General features: G+C 44.7%; 17 protein-coding genes. 11 read left to right on the plus strand and 6 right to left on the minus strand.

Translation table 11 applies throughout. The annotated features are described in order from the left end of the window. Positions 1–54: 54 nt before the first annotated feature. The 4 genes from kbl to ACTXGK_RS28730 all read left to right on the plus strand — a co-directional run bounded on the left by kbl (position 55) and on the right by ACTXGK_RS28730 (position 3,087). Positions 55–1,245 carry a glycine C-acetyltransferase gene (gene kbl, locus ACTXGK_RS28715; protein ID WP_443514636.1) on the plus strand — a complete coding sequence of 397 codons (1,191 nt, stop codon included), beginning with the start codon at positions 55–57 and terminating at the stop codon, positions 1,243–1,245. Between the two features lie 58 nt (positions 1,246–1,303). Continuing rightward, positions 1,304–2,329, plus strand: coding sequence for an L-threonine 3-dehydrogenase, zinc-binding type (gene tdh / locus ACTXGK_RS28720; RefSeq protein ID WP_443514637.1), 1,026 nt, complete (start codon positions 1,304–1,306; stop codon positions 2,327–2,329). Positions 2,330–2,551: 222 nt separating this feature from the next. Continuing rightward, positions 2,552–2,812 (plus strand): DinB family protein, encoded by a 261-nt coding sequence (locus ACTXGK_RS28725; RefSeq protein ID WP_443514638.1) that lies wholly within the window; start codon positions 2,552–2,554, stop codon positions 2,810–2,812. Between the two features lie 5 nt (positions 2,813–2,817). After that, positions 2,818–3,087 (plus strand): DinB family protein, encoded by a 270-nt coding sequence (locus ACTXGK_RS28730; RefSeq protein ID WP_443514639.1) that lies wholly within the window; start codon positions 2,818–2,820, stop codon positions 3,085–3,087. A 13-nt stretch (positions 3,088–3,100) separates the two neighbouring features. On the opposite strand, the gene ACTXGK_RS28735 is transcribed toward ACTXGK_RS28730, so the two are convergent. Together ACTXGK_RS28735 and ACTXGK_RS28740 are read right to left on the minus strand one after the other, a co-directional pair. Then, complete coding sequence (locus tag ACTXGK_RS28735; RefSeq protein ID WP_443514640.1) at positions 3,101–3,517, minus strand: hypothetical protein; 417 nt, start codon at positions 3,515–3,517, stop codon at positions 3,101–3,103. A 42-nt stretch (positions 3,518–3,559) separates the two neighbouring features. Beyond that, on the minus strand, positions 3,560–3,958 hold the full coding sequence (locus tag ACTXGK_RS28740) for an ACT domain-containing protein (RefSeq protein ID WP_443514641.1): 399 nt from the start codon (positions 3,956–3,958) through the stop codon (positions 3,560–3,562). 86 nt (positions 3,959–4,044) lie between these two features. Between ACTXGK_RS28740 and ACTXGK_RS28745 the strand changes: the two genes are divergently transcribed. The 3 genes from ACTXGK_RS28745 (at position 4,045) to ACTXGK_RS28755 (ending at position 6,808) form a co-directional block, all read left to right on the plus strand. Beyond that, the gene (locus ACTXGK_RS28745) at positions 4,045–4,665 is read left to right on the plus strand and encodes a glutathione S-transferase family protein (protein ID WP_443514642.1); all 621 of its coding nucleotides are present in this window, start codon (positions 4,045–4,047) and stop codon (positions 4,663–4,665) included. A 22-nt stretch (positions 4,666–4,687) separates the two neighbouring features. Continuing rightward, positions 4,688–5,725, plus strand: coding sequence for a WG repeat-containing protein (locus tag ACTXGK_RS28750; RefSeq protein WP_443514643.1), 1,038 nt, complete (start codon positions 4,688–4,690; stop codon positions 5,723–5,725). 264 nt (positions 5,726–5,989) lie between these two features. Continuing rightward, positions 5,990–6,808: a tetratricopeptide repeat protein gene (locus ACTXGK_RS28755; protein ID WP_443514867.1), complete on the plus strand. Its 819-nt coding sequence runs from the start codon at positions 5,990–5,992 to the stop codon at positions 6,806–6,808. Between the two features lie 198 nt (positions 6,809–7,006). Here the strand turns inward: ACTXGK_RS28755 and purL are convergent, their stop codons facing one another. Beyond that, complete coding sequence (gene purL, locus ACTXGK_RS28760; protein WP_443514644.1) at positions 7,007–11,008, minus strand: phosphoribosylformylglycinamidine synthase; 4,002 nt, start codon at positions 11,006–11,008, stop codon at positions 7,007–7,009. A 459-nt stretch (positions 11,009–11,467) separates the two neighbouring features. On the opposite strand from purL, the gene ACTXGK_RS28765 reads away from it, so the two are divergent. Together ACTXGK_RS28765 and ACTXGK_RS28770 are read left to right on the plus strand one after the other, a co-directional pair. Continuing rightward, positions 11,468–11,962, plus strand: a complete 495-nt coding sequence (locus ACTXGK_RS28765; protein ID WP_058024383.1) for a pyridoxamine 5'-phosphate oxidase family protein — start codon at positions 11,468–11,470, stop codon at positions 11,960–11,962. Positions 11,963–12,233: 271 nt separating this feature from the next. Continuing rightward, entirely contained in the window at positions 12,234–12,731 is a 498-nt protein-coding gene (locus tag ACTXGK_RS28770) for a pyridoxamine 5'-phosphate oxidase family protein (RefSeq protein ID WP_343828834.1), read from the plus strand. A 100-nt stretch (positions 12,732–12,831) separates the two neighbouring features. Here the strand turns inward: ACTXGK_RS28770 and pgsA are convergent, their stop codons facing one another. The 3 genes from pgsA to acs form a co-directional block, all read right to left on the minus strand. Then, positions 12,832–13,512: a CDP-diacylglycerol--glycerol-3-phosphate 3-phosphatidyltransferase gene (gene pgsA / locus ACTXGK_RS28775; RefSeq protein ID WP_201601155.1), complete on the minus strand. Its 681-nt coding sequence runs from the start codon at positions 13,510–13,512 to the stop codon at positions 12,832–12,834. Between the two features lie 650 nt (positions 13,513–14,162). After that, on the minus strand, positions 14,163–15,320 hold the full coding sequence (locus ACTXGK_RS28780; RefSeq protein ID WP_443514645.1) for an NAD(P)/FAD-dependent oxidoreductase: 1,158 nt from the start codon (positions 15,318–15,320) through the stop codon (positions 14,163–14,165). Between the two features lie 275 nt (positions 15,321–15,595). Further along, positions 15,596–17,557, minus strand: a complete 1,962-nt coding sequence (gene acs, locus ACTXGK_RS28785) for an acetate--CoA ligase (protein WP_443514646.1) — start codon at positions 17,555–17,557, stop codon at positions 15,596–15,598. Positions 17,558–17,995: 438 nt separating this feature from the next. Here acs and ACTXGK_RS28790 point away from each other — a divergent pair, with 438 nt between their 5' ends. Then, positions 17,996–19,279 (plus strand): BaiN/RdsA family NAD(P)/FAD-dependent oxidoreductase, encoded by a 1,284-nt coding sequence (locus tag ACTXGK_RS28790; RefSeq protein WP_443514647.1) that lies wholly within the window; start codon positions 17,996–17,998, stop codon positions 19,277–19,279. Positions 19,280–19,395: 116 nt separating this feature from the next. After that, entirely contained in the window at positions 19,396–20,412 is a 1,017-nt protein-coding gene (locus ACTXGK_RS28795) for a pirin family protein (RefSeq protein ID WP_443514648.1), read from the plus strand. Positions 20,413–20,497: the final 85 nt, after the last annotated feature.

Consider the following 20,497-nt stretch of genomic DNA (forward strand, 5'->3'; position numbering starts at 1 on the left):
GGCTCTATCAACAAACCCTAAGCAAACGCCAATAATAGTAAAAAAGGAACCATTATGTACCAAGCCTTTCAAAAACATCTACAACAAGAAATCAGCGATATCCGCGACGCAGGGCTGTATAAAAACGAGCGCGTTATCACCTCTCCGCAAGATGCGCTCATTACCATCGCCGACGGCCGTGAAATGCTTAACTTCTGTGCCAATAATTACCTTGGATTGTCTGACCATCCTGAGATTAAAAAAGCGGCTATAGAAGCCATTGAAGACTCAGGTTATGGCATGTCATCGGTACGTTTTATTTGTGGTACGCAAGATTTGCATAAGCAGTTAGAGGCCGCGATTTCTCAATTTTTTAATACCGAAGATACGATTCTTTATGCAGCCTGTTTCGATGCCAATGGCGGTGTCTTTGAGCCACTGCTGACCAGCGACGACGCCATTATTTCTGATTCGTTAAACCATGCTTCAATCATCGATGGTGTGCGCCTGTGTAAAGCTGCGCGTTATCGCTACGCCAATGCGGATATGCAAGATTTAGAGGCTCAGCTACAAGCGGCGCAAGCACAGCGTTTTCGTTTGATTGTCACCGATGCCGTGTTTTCAATGGATGGTAATGTGGCTCCGATGGATGAGATTTATGCGCTGGCACAAAAATATGATGCCATGATCATGATTGACGAGTGTCATTCAGCAGGCGTGGTCGGTCGCACTGGTGGCGGCGTGACTGAATTGTTTGATCTGCGCGGTGATATTGAGCTGATCACAGGTACTTTAGGCAAAGCATTTGGCGGTGCGATTGGCGGCTTTACCACAGGTAAAAAAGAAATGATTGAGATGCTGCGTCAACGCTCACGCCCATATTTGTTTTCCAACTCCATTCCGCCCATGATCGCAGCCGCTGGGTTAAAAGCGTTTGAGATGCTGTCAAAAGATAATACCCTACAAGACAAACTGCATGAAAATACCGCCTATTTTGTCAAGCAAATGCAAGATGCGGGCTTCGATATCAAACCCACCGAATCGGCAATCTGCGCGGTGATGCTTTATGACGCCAATGTCTCGCAACAAATGGCAGAGGCACTGCTTGAGGAAGGCATTTATGTGATTGGCTTCTTCTACCCTGTCGTCCCCAAAGACGAGGCTCGCATTCGTGTCCAGCTCTCTGCTGCCCATACGCGCGAGCAGCTCGACCAGTGTATCGCCGCCTTTATCAAAGTCGCTAAGCAAATGAAGGTGATTGATTAAGCGTCGTTCGATAGTTATCTAGATTCAACAATGAAATGCAGCTAAATAAGAGAAAAGTATGAAAGCACTGGTTAAAGCCCATGATAAAAAAGGCATCTGGATGCAAGACGTACCAGAACCGACCGTCGGTATCAATGACGTAAAAATTAAAATTAAAAAAACCGCCATTTGTGGCACAGATTTGCACATTTATAAGTGGGATGAATGGTCACAAAACACCATCAAGACGCCGATGATTATCGGACATGAATACGTCGGTGTCATCAGTGAAATGGGCGATGGCGTCAAGCATCTTGAAGTGGGTGACCGCGTCACAGGCGAAGGTCATATCGCTTGTGGGCATTGCCGTAACTGCCGCCGAGGTAAGCTGCATGTGTGCGAAAACACTATAGGCGTGGGCGTTGACCGCGATGGCGCGTTTGCCGAATATTTGGTGATACCTGCCGATAATGTCATCAAACTCGATGAGCGTATCAGCGATGAGATGGCCGCCATTATGGACCCCTTTGGCAACGCCACTCATACTGCCCTTTCATTCCCTGTACTGGGTGAAGATGTGCTGATTACGGGTGCGGGGCTGATTGGGTCAATGGCAACGGCGATTTGCCGCTTCGCAGGAGCGCGTAATATTGTAGTCAGTGATATCAGTGATTATCGCCTAGAACTTGCCAAAAAAATGGGCGCGACGATGACCATCAACCCAGCCAAGGGTGAAACCATCGAAGGCGCTATCGATGAGTTAAAAATGCACGGTTTTGATATTGGGCTTGAGATGTCAGGCTCGCCTCAGGCCTTTGATTCGATGATTAGTAACATGTATAACGGCTCTAAAATTGCGCTCTTGGGTATTTTACCCAACACCACCACGGTGGATTGGAGCAAGATTATCTTTAAGGCGTTAACCCTAAAAGGTATCTATGGCCGCGAGATGTGGGAGACGTGGTATCAGATGGAGCAAATGCTGATTAGCGGTATTGATTTGACACCAATCATTACCCATCGTATGCATATTGATGACTTTCAAGAAGGCTTTGATATCATGGAAAGTGGGCAATGCGGTAAGGTGATTTTAAGCTGGGATTGATTTTAATAATTCCTAGTTAACTTTTAAATTATCAAGACTTATAAAACGGTGCTGATTTCAGTGCCGTTTTTTTTGGATATTAGAAATTGATAAGATTTATGAGTTGATTGCTGAGACTTAGACAGAAGGCAAACAATAATGTGCGCGTTAGCTAGATAGCGTTGTAAATACTGTGGCAATATGAAAACTCTCACACCCGAAAAAATCTGTGGCGTAAATACTATGATAAAACCTCACTTTGAACTTATGGCTGCATACAATGCGCTGATGAATCAAAAAATATGTGACCGTATCTCAGCGTTGTCTAATGACGAATTGTGGGCAAACAAAAAGGCCTTTTTTGGTTCTATATTAGGTACGCTAAATCATTTGATGGTCGGTGATTTGATTTGGCTGGGCCGCCTCAATCAGCACCCCAGTTATCCAGCAGGATTTGAAGCGTTAACATCGCTCAAAGACTTCCCAGCACCTGCCACGCTTTAGATCAGATGATTATCAGCTTTATTGCAGAAACAGATGAGAGCGACTATTTAAAAAACCTGACGTACCAAAACACTAAAAATAAGACCTTTAGCAAACCCTTTTCGATGCTGCTACAGCATTTTTTTAATCATCAAACCCATCATCGTGGTCAAGTCACAACCTTACTGTCTCAGATGGATATGGATATTGGGGAAACAGACCTATTGATGTTGATTCCAGATGTAGATGACGATACTTTTATCGGCAGTATATCGCCGTCGTTTTCAAAAACCTGATAATGGCAATCCATTAGAGATGACTCACCTCTATATACCATTTTGGCTGCATGGCGGTAAAATCTGTTCGCACATTAGATGGTAAATAGCTGGCTGAATCTAGTACGAAAGGCTGACCATCTACTCGTTTAAATACCACCCAGTGCCAAAAACTAACGCCATCTTTTTCATGATGCTTAATTGATAATAATGCAATATCGGGCAATGTTTCCCAAGACTCAAAGACGATCTCATTGTTAGACGTTTTAAATCCTTCATGATAGAGCATCTCTCGGACATACTGAGTATCTGACCATAGCGACTCATCAGAAGCGTAGATGTTCATGGTATTGGCTATTGCTTTCATTTCTGCATAGGTTTTGCCGACGATATTAGCCACTGAGGCTATGCCGCACCCTGTCGCTTCTTCTTGTATTACTGATATAAGCATTAAAGTTCTCTCATTGTTCGCGCTAAAACACTTTAGATATATCTATTTATGACTCAGCGCTTCTAACGCTAATAAAGCCTGTTCTGCTTGCGCACAGGGCACAAAAACATGATCATGATAATAGGCCGCTATTACATTGGCACTGATGTTTTTTGCGGCAAGTGCGGTGGACACGGCTGCGGTAAGCCCTACCGCCTCCAAGCTTGAATGAACGGTCAGCGTGATTTGTCTAAACACGCTCTCATAGTCAAAAACTGCCTTATCCGCCGCCGTTTGTGACAACACCAACGTCAGCCCCTCAGACTCTCTAAACATCGCGATGGGATCTAAAGCTATGTAGTCAGCCAGTTGACCTTTAACGGTACAAAATACAAATGACTCATCAACCAATGCTGACTGCATAGAACCGAGCAACTCGTTTACATCTGTGATACCTGACATATTTTTACTCCTAAATGTGTTTTGCGCTAGCGCTCGATGGTTATGAGGGCTATATTATCCCTTGATTACAATAATAAGGACAAGGTATGTACACCCTATATGGCAATCAATTTTCTGGAAACAGCTATAAAACACGCCTCACTTGCGCGCTGCTAAACATTGAATACCAGTGGGTCGAGATTGACATATTAACGCAAGAAAATCGACTGCCTGAATTTTTGCGGATCAATCCACTCGGTCAAGTGCCCGTTCTACTGATCAAGCCTGACGATGCGCCAGCCAATAGCCAGCCTACGCTGCTGTTAGAGTCCAACGCCATCATTAGATACTTGGCTCATGATTCAGCACTCATCCCTAAGTCTGATATAGTGTATGCAAAAATGTGGCAATGGCTACTCTATGAGCAAAACGAGGTTAGACCCAATATCGCCTCTGTTCGTTTTATCAAAAAGTTCCAGAATATGATACCCAGTAGACTGGACGAATATCATCAGAAGTTTGCCAAATCACAAGACATTCTCAGCTACGTGGATGGGCAGCTAAGCGATAAAACCTATATATTGGGCGATGATATGAGTCTGGCAGATGTCAGCCTGTATGCTTATACCCACAATGCCGACGAAGGCGGATTGGATTTATCACCCTATCACAACCTGCGCCGTTGGTTTGAGCGTATCGAATGTCTGCCTAACTTTGTGAGGCTTTAACACGTGCATGTAGGAATTCTAAATGAATCATCCAAGATCGCTTCTAACATTCAGTATTATCTCCTCGCTTTTGTTACTTCCCTCACTGACTTACAGTGCAACTTGTACCCATTTGGAAAAATACAAACAAGACTTTGAAGAGATTGCCTGCATTAATGACCATTTTATGGCTGCTGAGCGTGACGGCAAATATGGATTTATCAATGATAATGGGACAGTCCTTATTCCTTTTGAATATGATAATACTCATTGGGTTTCGGAAGAGATTATTGGTATTGAAAAAGCAGGTAAGTATGGTCTGATAGACAGTACAGGAAAAATCATTCTGCCACCCACTTATCGGCATATTGCTTATTTTTCGGAAGGTTTAGCGAATGTCTCAGACTATGACGAAAATGGCTATATTGATAAGTCAGGTAAATTGATCGTACCGCTTATTTATGAGTATGCCGAAGACTTCTCAGAGGGTTTGGCACGTGTGTCTATGAACGATAAATCTGGCTATATCGACAAGACAGGCAGCGTCGTCATTGCACTGCAATATGATATCGCCGAAGATTTCTCCGAAGGCTTGGCTGCTGTCTCTATTGATGGACGGTTTGGATATATTGATACCTCAGGGTCGGTCATTGTGCCATTGAAATATGATGATGCAAAAGACTTTTCTGATAACAGAGCCGTTGTTATTAAAGGCAACCAGTTTGGCGTTATAGACCAAAAAGGCAACGTCATTGTGCCGCTCAATTTTCCGTATATTTACAATTTCTCTGAAGGCTTAGCTGCTGTTTACGATGAGGACGGCTGGTACTACATTGATACGACAGGTAAGCACGCGATATCCTCACCTTACCAGTTAGCGGATAGTTTTTTTAATGGTTTGGCTTATGTCGCAACAGAAGATAAAAGAGGCTATATCGATAAAACAGGGCAGTTTGCCATTGTATTTGATAAAGATTTCCTTTTTCCTCGAAGATACTCTGGGGAGGAGGCAGAAATCACTCAAGGTGGAAAAACGTTTTATATCGATTGGAGAAAACGCTTTCTGAGATATGCGGACTAATAGTCTGTGTTAGGCGCTTCGGAGTCGCTACATTTACTAACTTTACACACTAATCCAGATTCCAAAAAAAATATTATTTTCAATAAATTTTTTATAAGCGAGCTAGTAAATGAGTTTTTCAGTATCTAAACTAATAATCATTATTTTTTTTTATCTATATCATCTAGGCTATTAGCAGAGAGCTATGAAACTCAAAGTATAGATAGTCAGAAAATTTCTGTAACGGAACTTGCATATGAAAAAAAATTTAAACTTACAAAATTACTGGAATTAGCCGAACAGGGTAATGTTGAAGCTCAGTTCAATCTTGGATGTATGTATGATAAGGGTCAAGGTGTTTCTCAAGATTATGCTGAGAGTATGAAGTGGTATCAAAAAGCGGCTAGTCGAGGACATATTGGAGCACAGTTCAATCTCGCTTTGCTTTATGAAGAAAGTAACAGTGTATTTAAAGATTATGTGAAAGCGATAAAGTGGTTTGAAAGCGCTGCTAATCAAGGCTACGCTAATGCACAATATAATCTTGGTGTAATGTATATGGATGGTGAAGGCGTGTCCCCAAATTACAAGAAGGCAATACAGTGGTATACAAAAGCTGCTGATCAGGGGCAATCTAGTGCGCAATACAATTTAGCAATATTATACAATAACGGTAGAGGCGTTCCCCAAGACTATTTGAAGGCAATAGACCTATATCAGAAATCAGCTAAACAAGGCAATGTTGGTGCGCAACGTAACATAGCAAATATTTATAATGATGGTAAAGGCGTTCCTAAAAATTTAAAAAAAGCAGCTGAATGGTTTGAAAAAGCTGCTATTCAAGGTGACACTATCTCTCAGTATAATTTGGGCACAATGTATGCCTTTAATAGAGGTGTTCCTCAAGATTATGTCAAAGCAGTAGAATGGTTTGAAAAAGCTGCTAACCAAAACTACGCTGATGCTCAATATAACCTAGGTATAATCTACAAGGATGGCTTAGGTTTTGATCAAGATCATACTATAGCCAAAAAATGGTTTAAGCTAGCATGTGATAATGGAGATACAAAAGGTTGTGATCAATACATTACTTTGAGTCAATAAAGCTTTACCATAATAGATATAATCAATTTTTCACACGGACTGTGAATAACCTTCCTTGTCGAAACTATTAGATATTACAAACTCCATAGTAACTTGCTCTAAACACTCAAACCCAAACCCCAAACCCCAAACACAAAAAAGGTGAGCATTACGCCCACCTTTTTTTATGCTTACAACAATACTCTAAACCAACTTAGCCTATCTAAACCAAGCACGAGCGTTACGGAACATACGCATCCACGCGCCGTCCTCATCCCACGCTTCTGGTTTCCAGCTGTGGTTATACGCTTTTAGGTTACGCTCAGGATGCGGCATCATGATAGTGACACGACCGTCAGTGCTACACAGACCCGTGACCCCGCCGAGCGAGCCGTTTGGATTGAGCGGATAGGTCTCGGTTGGATGACCTTGGCTATCGACATAACGCATGGCGAGCTGACCGTGGTTTGCCATACCGTCGATTTCGGTATTATTCAGCGTGGCATAGCCTTCACCATGCGCCACGGCGATTGGCAAGATGCTGTCTTGCATCCCTTTGAACAGGATCGACTTGGTACGCTCAACTTTTACGTTGACCGTACGCGCTTCAAAACGCGCCGATTTGTTAGCGATGAAGCGTGGGAAGTTTTCTGCACCTGGGATCAGGTCTTTGAGCTGTGCCATCATCTGACAACCATTACAGACACCTAAGCTAAAGGTATCTGGACGGGCAAAGAAGCGCACAAACTGCATGCGTAGCTCGTCATGGAACAAGATAGAGTTTGCCCAGCCAGAGCCTGCGCCGAGTACGTCACCATAACTAAAGCCACCACAAGCGACCAGACCGTCGAAGTCACGTAGATTGATACGACCACTGAGTAGATCACTCATGTGCACATCGACCGCTTCAAATCCTGCTTGGGTAAAGCCTGCTGCCATCTCTGTCTGACCGTTGACACCTTGCTCACGCAAAATAGCGACTCTTGGTTTATCTTCACGACTAGCTAAATATGGCGCTTCAACCTTTTGATTCAGATCAAAGTTTGGCGCAGCGATCAGACCTTTATGGCTCGCGTCGCTAATCAAGTCATACTCTTGCTGTACGCACGCTGGATTATCACGGCGACGCGCGATTTGATAGCTGACCTGCGTCCACGCTTGCTGCAATTCAGTACGGCTAAAGCGTAGCGTGTCGTCACCCATGTGCAAAGGCGTTTGGATTAACAGGCTATCTTCTTCACTGCTTTGACCGACGAGGCTGAGCATATCGCTGACGTTAAACTCTTCTGCCAATTGCATGAGCGCCGCGACGTTTTCTGGCAGTACTTGAATGACTGCGCCCAGCTCTTCACTGAACAGCTGACCGAGTAAGTTGTCATCATTCAATGACAGCTTGATACCTTGACGGCTGGTAAACTGCATCTCTGCGATAGTCGCAAGCAGACCACCATCACCGATATCGTGATAGGCGCTGATGACGCCTTGCGCGTTACCCGCTTGGATAAAGTTAAAGAAGTCGATCAAGTCGCTTGGCTGCGCTAAATCTGGGCAGTCGTTACCCAATTGGCTAAGCGTTTGCGCAAGGATTGAACCACCTAGACGCAATTTACCTTTAGACAAGTCAATACGGTAAAACGCACTGTCGCCATTGATTAGCTCAGGCGTTAGCGTTTTTGCTACGTCAACGACAGGCGCAAACGCCGTCACGACCAAACTCATTGGCGATACGACTGATTTATCAGCGCCCTCTTCATCAGTCCAATTGGCACGCATGGATAGCGAGTCTTTACCAACTGGGATAGCGATACCGAGTGCTGGGCATAGCTCTTCACCGATTGCGTGTACCGCATCGAACAATGCAGCATCTTCTGCATCATCACCACACGCTGCCATCCAGTTCGCTGACATGGTAATATCAGACAACTGAGCGATACGCGCACCAGCGATGTTGGTAATTGCTTCACCGACTGCCAGACGTGCAGAGGCTTTTGGACTGATAAGCGCAACAGGCGTACGCTCACCGACACTCATGGCTTCGCCAGTCATTGGCTGACCATCTAGCGCCACTAAGCCAGAAGCGGTCACCGCGCAGTCTGATACAGGTACTTGATAGCGACCCACATACTGATCACGCACGACCATACCGGTGATAGAGCGGTCACCAATGCTAATCAAAAATGATTTGCTCGCCACCGTTGGGTGACGCAATACATCGGTGATTGACTCGGCTAGATTCACATCGCCAAGCTCTAATGCTGGCAATGTACTCTCGGTACGCTCAAAGCTACGCTGCATTTTCGGTGTACCACCGAGCAGTACTTGCATCGGCATATCGACTGGTTGCTCGTCCAATAGCTCATCATCAACGATTAGCTGGCGGATATCCGTCGCCTCGCCCAAGATGGCATATGGGCAGCGCTCACGGGCACAGATGGCGTCGAATTGATCTTTGCTCTCTGGGCGAATCGCTAGCACATAACGCTCTTGCGCTTCGTTTGACCAGATAGCCATTGGCGACATGCCCGCTTCTAACGATGGAATCTTACGCAAGTTCAGATGCGCGCCCATTTCATGGTCATTGACCAGCTCTGGCATCGCATTAGACAGACCACCTGCGCCTACGTCATGTAGTGAGACAATTGGGTTGCCGTCTTTACTGTTATTACTGGTGTCTACATCATCACCAGCGAGGGCCCAACAGCGATCGATGACTTCTTGGCAACGACGCTCCATCTCAGCATTGTCGCGCTGGACTGAAGCAAAATCCAAACCTTCATCAAGCTCGCCACTATCGACCGATGAGGCCGCGCCGCCGCCCAGACCGATTTGCATTGCAGGGCCACCTAAGACGATGAGCAAGTCACCTTTTTTAATCGCATTTTTTTCGATAAGGTTGCGTTTGATATTGCCGTAACCACCTGCCAGCATAATGGGCTTATGATAGCCGCGCATCTCGCTACCGTCTTTTGCCGCAGAGGTATCTAGCTGAAAACTACGGAAATAACCGCATAAGTTCGGACGACCAAATTCATTTGAGAAGTTGGCGCTACCTAATGGCGCTTCGGTCATAATCTCAAGGCTGGTTGCCATACGGTCTGGCGTACCATACGCTTGCGTGCTCAACTGACCTGACTGCTCCCATTTCTCGCTAAGCTCTGGAATGTGCAGATGCGACACGTGGAAGCCTGCTAGACCGGCTTTTGGCTTACCGCCGCGACCCGTTGCGCCTTCGTCACGAATCTCACCACCAGAACCAGTCGCCGCACCTGAATACGGGGCGATTGCGGTTGGGTGGTTGTGCGTCTCAACTTTCATTAAGATATCGATGTCTTCTTGATGAAATCCATAAGGATGGATTGAGCTAGCATCCATCGCGTCCGTTGGGATAGGATAAAAACGCATGCCATCAGATCCCGCCATCACAGCGGCGTTGTCTTTATACGCTGATAAGATACCTTGTGGATTAGACTGATAGGTGTTTTTGATCATTTGGAACAGTGACTTTGGCTGTACGTCGCCATCAACGGTCCACTGAGCATTAAAGATCTTATGACGGCAATGCTCTGAGTTTGCCTGTGCAAACATCATCAGCTCAACGTCGGTTGGATTGCGTTTCAACTCATTGACATACGCATTCATCAGATAGTCGATATCTTCGCTGGATAACGCAAAGCCGAACTCGGTATTGGCCGACTCTAGCGCTGACTGACCTTCGCCGATCACATCGATATGATTCAGTGAGGCTGGCGCTTGATCGTCAAACAATTTGCTGACATCGCTCAAGTCATAAACCAAGCTCTGAGTCATACGGTCAAACAACAACTGCTCAGCGTCTACTGGTAGTTTTTCGCCTGCGTCACCGTCTGTTTTTTCATCGAGGGTTAACGTATAAACAACCACACGCTCAACACGATTGATCTCAATTTCACAGTTATTAAAGATATCGGTCGCTTTACTCGCCCATGGTGAGATGGTACCAAAGCGCGGCGCAACGATGACTTGTCGTTGGTTGTCTTGCGGCGCATCTAGCGTTGTTGATGCGTCAACCGCCAGTAAATCTAGCGCTTTTTTATGCTCATCACCGCTCAATTCGCGTGATAGCACGTATACTTGCTGAGTACTTATTTGACTAACATTTAGCTCGGTTTTTTGCTGGAACTGACTGATGAGTTGCTGCGTCTGAAAATCGGTAAGAAACGGTTGTCCGGCGATGGTCATCATAAAGGCATAATCCGTAAGATCAAGGCATCTCTGCCATGCTAAGTAAATGGTCTGGGTATTATAACAAGAAGACCTATAATAAGCAGGTCTAAACCAAGATAAATTGCCGATAAGTTGTCTTCTGTCAGCATCACATGTGTGCTAAATGCCAAGTCTAATTGACCCATTGTTCACTATAGTTTTGCTTCGATACTTCTTAGACTTCATTTTAGACCTCATTATTTTGATGCCTGATATCACAATTTTTACCTAACCCTCATACTCCTTACAAACACTCACATCGCATTACTGGGCACCTATATAAATTTAGAGGCATAACTCGGTATTCTAGTTCCAGTTGTTAAGGTGATGTTTTCTAAAAGATGAATTACATCTACCTTGAATAAAATGATTACTGCAAACAATTAACCATCTAACCACTATAAAGATCTAATCACTATAAAGAAAAGGAAATCCTCTATGAATAAGCAAGAACAAATCGACAAAATCCAAGACGTTATCAAAGATGTGAAATTTGCGATGTTAAGCACGGTCAACAGTAAAGGTGATGTACATGCCTGGCCAATGACAACCAGCGAAGCAAGTATCGGTGGTAAAGAGATTTGGTTCATCGGTGACAAAACATCAGATGTGGTCAAAGACATTCAAAACAATCAAAAAATTGGCTTGTCTTATGCTTCTAAAGATGAAAAAGATTATGTCTCTGTAAGCGCCAATGCTGAGTTACCAACGGATAAAAACAAATTAGAAGAACTGTGGTCACCTGTTTACAATGCGTTTTTTGAGCATGGTAAAGAAGATCCAAACGTACAGCTAATCAAAGTCGTTCCACATGGTGTTGAGTGCTGGTTAGGTGGTAGCTCTACTATTAATATGTTCAAAATGGCAGCCGCCGCGCTACAAGACGGCAAAACAGCCGAAGACATCGGCGAGCAATTTGAAGTATCGCTATAGTTTAGAAGCAACATATAACTCGACTTAGCTCAGATAAATCTACGGTTAAGTTAATGAGTCGCCCAAAACGTCAATATGCCTCGGTTTATTGGCGTTTTTTATAGCATTACAAACCGTCACAGCGTATTACAGACTATCCGTATCGTTCTATTAGGTGATATCGCTATATTGATAACTATTAATAGGCATCATTGACCACCTTATTAGTACTCTAGGTCACACTTACCGAATAATAATTTTTACTCCAAATTTCAAATAGTAAAGGATAACTATGATGAGCAAGCAACAACAAATGGACACCATCCAAGAAATGGTAAAAGACATCAAATACACCATGATGACCACTCGTAATGATGAAAACCATCTACATTCTTGCCCGATGAATACCACTGAAACCAGTATCGGCGCAAAAGAAATTTGGTTTATTGGTCACAGCCCTTGTGAAACCGTGAGCAGTATTGAAAAGAACCCAGAAGTGAACTTGGCCTACGTCAGTGAAGATGGCAAAAAATATCTCTCTATCGCTGGTACAGCCGAACTGGTTGAAGACGAAGAAAAACTCAATGAGTTGTGGTCTCCTATGTACAATGCGTATTTTGAAAAAGGCAAAGAGGACCCACGCGTTCAGCTAATCAAAGTTACTCCACATGGTGCTGAATATTGGGCGAATGGTAATGCCATCACCAGCGCTGTCAAAATGGCGGCGGCAGCTGTCACCGATACCGCCATTGAAAAAAGCTTGGGTGAGAATTTTTCGATAGAGCTGTAATGCTTCAGTCGTTAAAACAGTAAGAATAGACAAATAAAAAACGCCAGTCGCATGAGCCACTGGCGTTTTTTTGTACAGGTTATGATTGTTTGTCTCACTATTAGCCACTTTGCTTTAGGTACGGCCAAGCGGCTTTGAGATAAATCATCATTGACCAAAGCGTCAATATAACAGCAGCGACCATCAGCGCATAACCGATCGTCTCAAGCGACTCCCAGTTCAATAAGAGCACCGTAATAGCCACCATCTGAAACGTCGTTTTTAACTTACCGACATAGGACACGGCGACGCTGGTGCTTTTGCCCAGCTCTGCCATCCACTCGCGCAATGCGGATACAGCGATCTCACGTGAGATGATGACGATCGCAGCGATTGCCATGATAATATTGGGATGCCACTGCACAAGAACGATCAGTGCAACGGCTACCATTAATTTGTCAGCGACAGGATCCAAAAAACGCCCAAACGCTGACATGACATTTAATTTACGAGCGAAGTATCCATCAAGCCAATCGGTAATCGCCGCAATGATAAAAACACTGGTTAATAATAAATGGCGCAATAGGCTATCGCTAAATTCGCTCATCCCCACTCGCGCAATGACATTGTCTGAGATTGCAGGCAAGCCTATACCCATGGCAGGCGGCCAGTAAGCAATTGCAACAAATAACGGAATCATCAAGATACGAGCAATCGTAAGATTATTGGGCAAGTTAAAAATACTCTTGGTATTTTGCGAACTTGACGGTTCCTGCGTATGCAAATGCGTGCTCTCAGTCATGGCAAACCCAGTTTAATATAGACATAATAATGGCAGATAGCTTAGCATTTTTCCGGCAAGCCGTCATGCCATCTCTGCAGCGATTGAGTCACCAAAGGTATCAATATCAGATGTCTCTTTCCATATCGATATAATTTCTTGAAAACATTGAGTGCTTCTATAGAGATTAATAGTAAAAAACGCTAAGACGTTACCATTGATTTAATAGCGTATTACTTAAATAGCTTGGCATAAGACTTACTACTTAAATAGATTACTAGCCAAATAAAAGCTTAATGCATTGATCATACGGTTTAGTGTTTTTATAACGTAATATACTGTAACCAAAACAGCCAAATAGCAGTCAGTCGGGTTATGATAGCAACTGTCACAAAACACTTGTACACTTAAATATGTAAGCAAATATATGTACCTATTGTATTGGTTATTATTGCCCTAATAAATAAGTGTATAGAAAGCCAATAACTATAATAAATCACGACCACGGAACTTGTGACCAATCTGCACAGCCCGTTTTCCTCAGCCCACAGCACCTCCTCTGTGGGCCTTTTTTTGCCTTTTTGCTGATACGATAGCCTCTCATATATAATAAAAAGTATCTTTAGATCTCAGTTATAAACCAGCGATGCTAACAGACCATCACAGCACCGTTATCTTGTCTTATAGATCGCCTCAACGGTTTGCTGCGCCACCTGATAGCAGCTTTCGATATTGCCGCGAGCGCACCAGTCGCCACTGACAATCCACTGTCTGATTTCATCGACTAAGATACCTAGCTCTTTAGTATCTGTATCTATTATAGTAGCCGCATAGCGCCAGCGATGACAATCTGTTTGGCTAGGGGCGCGGTCGTCATTCCAGTTTAAGGCTTTCTGCGCTGCCATTAATAACGCGGCTTTGACTGTCTCCAAATCCTCATCAACGTGGGCTTCTGACCAGTTATTGCGTGCATGAATGGTAATGCTTGGTAATAGCTCATCATGAGCAGGTTTATGATGTTCAATAAATATCCTATCGAGTACATCACTATTCAAATAAGCAACATCCCACTGCGGTGCTGTTTGAGAGTTCAATGTCTCAGGTAATTCTTGGACATTGGCCCAGCCGAGCATCAGCGTATAGCAGGCCTGCATTTGCGGCTGGGTGATGTTATCTTGCTGACTAAACCCACTGTCTGCCATCAGCTCTACTGCCTGACCGTTTGGTGCAGTACAAATAACCCAATCAAACCAACCGAGGCTCTCCCCTGTTTCATTAAATAGCTCAGTTTTTTTATCATTTGAGTGAGTGGTATGCTCATCAAGCGGAGCCACACGCGTTTTAAACATTATGTTTGTATTCTTGAGCCCAGCGGCTAACTCACGTCCCCAACTGGTCATTTTTGGTGTGCTGATATAGCGCGCATGCACGGTATCCCATTGCTCTTTACTTTGGATATCGGGTGATTGGCCATGATCATTCGCGGGCGTTAACTCGACCACGTTGGCACACCATGGCTGTAGCAGCCCAGTATCTAGCCAAGGGGCAATAAACTGCTGAAAACTATCAGTCTTTGCCGTAAAGAACTGTGCGCCAAATGCCCATTGCCAGTTTTTACCTGTGTCACTATCGGTACGATAGCGCGTCGCTAACCGGCCAACACTGCGTGATTTTTCAAAGATAGTGATTTGCGGTGTATTGGATAGTCCGTGTGTCTGATTTGAGGCGCGCTCTAGTAGTGTCGCGGTTAGCAGTCCTGTCAGACCGCCACCAATGATAGCGATTTTTGGCGAGGATTTATCCGTTGATAGCAAAGTGTGATCAGTCATAATGACAGTAAACCTTATCGAGTATTTATGAGTCGCTACCATTTATAAACGGCAAGACGATTGTTATATGGCAGGCAACTAGTAGGTAGCGATGTTAATTAACCATTGATATTGAACCGTCAAAACGCCGCAATATCAATATCGTCTACGTAAAAAAGCCATGCTATTCACGATAACATGGCTTTTATTCTACTTTGATGGCAGGTACTAATGGTAGGCAAATACTAAAGGTTGGATTTAAATCACGTCTTTAATAAGCGCACTTACTTAGCAAGCTAATCTCCGCGACTAGCTTTAACCTGTTCGACCAGATCATTAATCACTGAGCTATCTGCCAACGTGGATAAGTCGCCCAGTCCGACATACTGACCTTCTGCCAGCTTACGCAAGATACGGCGCATGATTTTTCCTGAGCGAGTTTTCGGTAGCGCCTCAACCATATAAATAGCATCTAAGGTCGCAATCGGCCCAATCTCAGAACGCACATGACGTTTTAGCTCCGCTTTTAGATCGTCTGTTTTTTCTTCACCAGATTTTAGAATGATGAAGGCACAGATGCCAGTTCCGCGAATCTCATGCGGCATACCGACAATCGCGGCCTCGGCAGTAGCCGGATGGGCAACCAATGCGCTCTCAATCTCCGCAGTTCCTAAGCGGTGCCCTGAGACGTTTAGCACATCATCCACGCGGCCTGTGATCCAATAATGTCCATCTTCATCACGCTGCGCACCATCACCTGTGAAATAATGGCCAGGATAATCGCTAAAATAGGTTTTCAAAAAGCGCGGATGGTCATTGTAGATCGTACGCATTTGCCCAGGCCAACCACTACTGATGACCAAGTTGCCTTCGGCAGCGCCTTCTATGATTGCGCCTTCAGCATTTACGACTTCAGGTTTAATACCATATAGTGGCGTCATCGCGGCGCCCGGCTTAAGATCAACAGTACCTGGGATAGGTGCCATCAAAATACCGCCTGTCTCGGTCTGCCACCACGTATCGACAATAGGACACTTACCATCACCGACGACATGATAGTACCAGTCCCAGGCTTCTGGATTGATCGGCTCACCGACCGAGCCAAGCAAGCGTAGGCTTGAGCGATCCGACTCGCGTACAAAGGCATCACCCTCTTTCATCATCGCTCGAATGGCGGTCGGGGCGGTATATAAAATAGTCACGTCATGCTTGTCGATGATATGTCCAATACGTGCCCATGTTGGGTGCTCTGGTACGCCTTCAAACATAACTGTGGTTGTACCATTCGCGAGCGGTGCATACGTTGAGTAGGTATGACCGGTGATCCAGCCGACATCTGCGGTACACCAATAGACGTCATCTTCTTTGACATCAAAGACATCACGGAAGGTAGACAAGGCATAAGTAATATAACCCCCTGTGGTATGCACCACGCCTTTGGGTTTGCCCGTTGAGCCAGAGGTATACAGTAAGAATAATGGGTCTTCGGCATTCATCACTTCAGGCTCACAGATCTCTGATTGCCCATCAACGAGATTGTGATACCAGACATCGCGGCGACCACTCATTGGGATGGAGTTGCCTGTGCGGTGAACGACGATGACTTTTTCGACACTATCAGTGCCATCCATCTCTAGTGCGTGATCGACATTGGCTTTGAGCGGGGTATGTTTGCCGCCACGTAAACCTTCATCAGCCGTGATAACGACTTTTGAGCGGCTATCTATCAAGCGGTTGCCTAGACTCTCGGCAGAAAACCCACCAAATACCACAGAATGCACTGCGCCAATACGCGCACATGCCAGCATTGACACCATAGCTTCTGGTATCATCGGCATGTATAACGTGACACGATCGCCTTTCTCAACGCCAAGCTTGCGTAGCGAGTTACCCAGACGACAAACGGCTTCATGTAATTCTTTGAAAGAGATGATCTTGTGTAGTGAAGGGTGATCCCCTTCCCAGATAATGGCAGGCTTATAGGGATTGTCTTCAAGATGGCGATCAAGACAGTTTACTGAGATATTCAGCTCACCATCTTCAAACCATTTAATATTAAAATTGTCTAAATCATAATTGACATTGCTGACTTTAGTCGGTTTCTTTATCCAGTCGATCAGCTCAGCACGCTTCGCCCAAAACGCATCATTTGCTTCGGTTGATTCGATAGATTGGTTGTAGTCTTCGAGATACTTTTCAGGGGTGGTATTGGCAGCAGCCATAAACTCGGCTGAGATTGGAAATGATTTCTGGGTCATAGTATTGGTCCTTTTTAATTATTATGACCTATACAGATAATCGTCTATAACGACTACCTATGTAGGCAATAAGAGTCATCTTCCATAATGCGTGACACTCAGCGATAGTTTGACAAATAAGCGTGTCGGTTGCAAGGCATCAACAGCCAATCATAACAATTTCGCTGTACATCTGTATACTTGGTGATTGATAGCAGCGGTTATTAAAGAATTATTGGTAAGGATTATTGCAACATCGTAATCAAGAGTGCTGTTGATATGCAGATGTCATGTCACAGCTCATCGTATATCACATTTAATCCTTGTAACCTCAAATGAAATATGGACAATAGCTACCCTACCGATACTGCTTTAGACAACACCGCCGATCTGTATTATTAACACATACGATTGGTTTTGTTATCACCTTTTTTAAAATTATTGTTTTACGAGACCACAATGACTAATCACCGCAATGCACAACCCTCTACTCACTATGACGTCATCATCGTCGGCGCTGGCGCTTCAGGATTGTATTGTGCGCTCACCGCAGGTCGCCGTGGTCGCCGCGTTTTGGTCATAGATCACGCCAATAAAGCGGGCAAAAAGATTTTGATGTCCGGTGGTGGTCGTTGTAATTTTACCAATTATTTCGTCGAGCCTGAGCATTTCATCGGTGCCAACCCTCACTTTTGTAAGTCGGCACTGAGTCGCTATCCAAGCTGGGAGTTTATCGGCATGGTAGAGGCGCATCAGATTCCCTACCATGAGCGCGAGCACGGTCAGCTATTTTGTGATGATTCTGCCCAAGATATCCTCACCATGCTTCTTGATGAATGTACGGCTGTCGGTGTGCAAGTCAAGCTCAACACCCAAATCAATCATGTACAGACGACTGACCATGATAAAGCAAAACGGTTTGAGCTAATGACCAGCAAAAAACTTGGCAAAAAAGACGTCGCCAGCGAGAGTCAACTTGCGCAGACGCGCTATAGCTGTGAGTCGCTAGTCGTGGCAACTGGTGGTTTGTCTATTCCAACGATGGGCGCAAGCGGCATCGGCTATGAGCTAGCGCAGCAGTTTGGGCACACACTGATAGCAACCGATGCCAGTCTCGTACCATTTACCTTCACGGACAAAACAGGTGAGCTGATTCGTAATTTAGCGGGTATCAGCCTGCCAGTCATTGCCAGTAACGAGCGTATCTCTTTTAAACTGCCTGTACTGTTTACCCATCGCGGGCTCTCTGGCCCTGCCATGCTACAGCTATCGAACTATTGGCACAGCGGTGAGACCATCAGCATTAACCTACTGCCCGATGTGGATGTCACCGAGATTTTGCTCGCCCGCAAAAAGTCACATCCACGCCAACTGATCCGTACTGTATTGGCAGAAAACACAGACAATGCACTACCCAAAAAACTACTGGCAGCACTACAAACCCAGCTGTGGGACGATATCAAAGATACCGAGCTTGCCAATATTAAAGATGAGCGACTCACAGAGCTTGGCGCTACCCTCAACGGCTGGCAGCTCAAGCCGTCTGGTACTGAAGGTTATCGTACCGCTGAGGTCACACGCGGCGGAGTAAAAACTGACGAAGTATCTTCAAAAACCATGCAAAGCAATTTGCAAGAAGGCTTGTACTTTATCGGTGAGGTACTTGATGTGACAGGCTGGCTTGGCGGCTATAATTTCCAGTGGGCATGGGCCAGTGGTTTCGTCAGTGGCGAGGTCGTTTAAGAAGCAGTCGCATTTGATAGTATAAAATAAACACGACATAAGTTCATTTTACTATAGAATTATAGTATAATATTCACTTACTGTTATTTATGCTAGATAGAATTGCGAGGTACTCGATGCGCCCAATCAAACAGATTCATGGTGATAAAGCACCACATTGGGTCGGTGACGGATTTTTTGTGAAAACATTAATCAATTATGTCGATGACCAACCAGATTTTAATTACAGTCATACCGATCCATTTTTATTATTTGATTATGGTGAGCCGACGACGTTTGCACCAAATCCTGATTATCAGACGCAGCCACATGGCATTGGCAAACACCCTCATAAAGGTTTTGAGACCGTCACCCTCGCGTACTCGGGTGAGATCAGTCATGCTGACTCAATCGGTGGGCGTGGGGATATTTTGGAAGGCGATGTGCAATGGATGACCGCTGGTCGCGGCATTCTGCACGAAGAGTTTCATTCTGAAAGCTTTGGGCAGCGCGGTGGTGTGTTCAGTATGGTGCAAATGTGGGTCAATCTGCCAAGCGCGCACAAGCTGACTGATCCTAAATATCAGTTTATCAAACGTGGTGAGATGCCTATCATAGAATTGATGGACAATCGCGATGACGACTCTCAAGGCACTGTTGCTAAAGATACTGTTGCTCAAAATACTGACAAACAAACGGTCATCGGTCAAGTTGCCATTATTGCAGGTGATTGGCATGGCGTCACAGGTAGTGCGGTGACCTTTACCCCAGTCAATATGTGGGATATCGCGCTACATACCGCAGGCACAACGATACTCGAAGTACCTAGCACGCACAATACGTTACTGCTCGTACAAGAAGGTCAAGTACTGGTCAATGGCACATCTATCAATGCGGGCAATCTGATTCAGTTTGCAGCGCCGACTAAACTATCTGTAGATTCTCAACCTGTACCTTTATCTGATGCTGCTACCGATACTATTGAGCTTACCTATTCTACCGATAACGCTGAACACTCTCCGGCCAAGCTACTGCTGCTAAGTGGAGAGCCTATTGGCGAACCAGTCGCAGGACATGGCCCTTTTGTTATGAATACCCAAGATGAGCTAAGACAAACTTTTCGTGATTACCAAACAGGGAATTTTGGACATTAATCAAAATGAATGCGTAAAAAAAGCCCTCTAACTATCAATAGTCAGAGGGCTTTTATGAAGCATAATTTAGCTATTTAGTCAGCAA

This window comes from Psychrobacter sp. T6-5, assembly GCF_052258485.2.
In the GTDB taxonomy this organism is placed as follows: domain Bacteria; phylum Pseudomonadota; class Gammaproteobacteria; order Pseudomonadales; family Moraxellaceae; genus Psychrobacter.

What these genes read in the sequence shown, in the direction of transcription:
- pgsA (WP_201601155.1), bottom strand. Translation starts at nt 13,512, where the DNA reads ATGACTGAGAGCACGCATTTGCATACGCAGGAACCGTCAAGTTCGCAA.
- tdh (WP_443514637.1), top strand. Translation starts at nt 1,304, where the DNA reads ATGAAAGCACTGGTTAAAGCCCATGATAAAAAAGGCATCTGGATGCAA.
- ACTXGK_RS28765 (WP_058024383.1), top strand. Translation starts at nt 11,468, where the DNA reads ATGAATAAGCAAGAACAAATCGACAAAATCCAAGACGTTATCAAAGAT.
- kbl (WP_443514636.1), top strand. Translation starts at nt 55, where the DNA reads ATGTACCAAGCCTTTCAAAAACATCTACAACAAGAAATCAGCGATATC.
- ACTXGK_RS28750 (WP_443514643.1), top strand. Translation starts at nt 4,688, where the DNA reads ATGAATCATCCAAGATCGCTTCTAACATTCAGTATTATCTCCTCGCTT.
- ACTXGK_RS28745 (WP_443514642.1), top strand. Translation starts at nt 4,045, where the DNA reads ATGTACACCCTATATGGCAATCAATTTTCTGGAAACAGCTATAAAACA.
- ACTXGK_RS28725 (WP_443514638.1), top strand. Translation starts at nt 2,552, where the DNA reads ATGATAAAACCTCACTTTGAACTTATGGCTGCATACAATGCGCTGATG.
- purL (WP_443514644.1), bottom strand. Translation starts at nt 11,008, where the DNA reads ATGATGACCATCGCCGGACAACCGTTTCTTACCGATTTTCAGACGCAG.
- ACTXGK_RS28770 (WP_343828834.1), top strand. Translation starts at nt 12,234, where the DNA reads ATGATGAGCAAGCAACAACAAATGGACACCATCCAAGAAATGGTAAAA.
- ACTXGK_RS28790 (WP_443514647.1), top strand. Translation starts at nt 17,996, where the DNA reads ATGACTAATCACCGCAATGCACAACCCTCTACTCACTATGACGTCATC.
- ACTXGK_RS28795 (WP_443514648.1), top strand. Translation starts at nt 19,396, where the DNA reads ATGCGCCCAATCAAACAGATTCATGGTGATAAAGCACCACATTGGGTC.
- ACTXGK_RS28740 (WP_443514641.1), bottom strand. Translation starts at nt 3,958, where the DNA reads ATGTCAGGTATCACAGATGTAAACGAGTTGCTCGGTTCTATGCAGTCA.
- acs (WP_443514646.1), bottom strand. Translation starts at nt 17,557, where the DNA reads ATGACCCAGAAATCATTTCCAATCTCAGCCGAGTTTATGGCTGCTGCC.
- ACTXGK_RS28735 (WP_443514640.1), bottom strand. Translation starts at nt 3,517, where the DNA reads ATGCTTATATCAGTAATACAAGAAGAAGCGACAGGGTGCGGCATAGCC.
- ACTXGK_RS28780 (WP_443514645.1), bottom strand. Translation starts at nt 15,320, where the DNA reads ATGACTGATCACACTTTGCTATCAACGGATAAATCCTCGCCAAAAATC.
- ACTXGK_RS28730 (WP_443514639.1), top strand. Translation starts at nt 2,818, where the DNA reads ATGATTATCAGCTTTATTGCAGAAACAGATGAGAGCGACTATTTAAAA.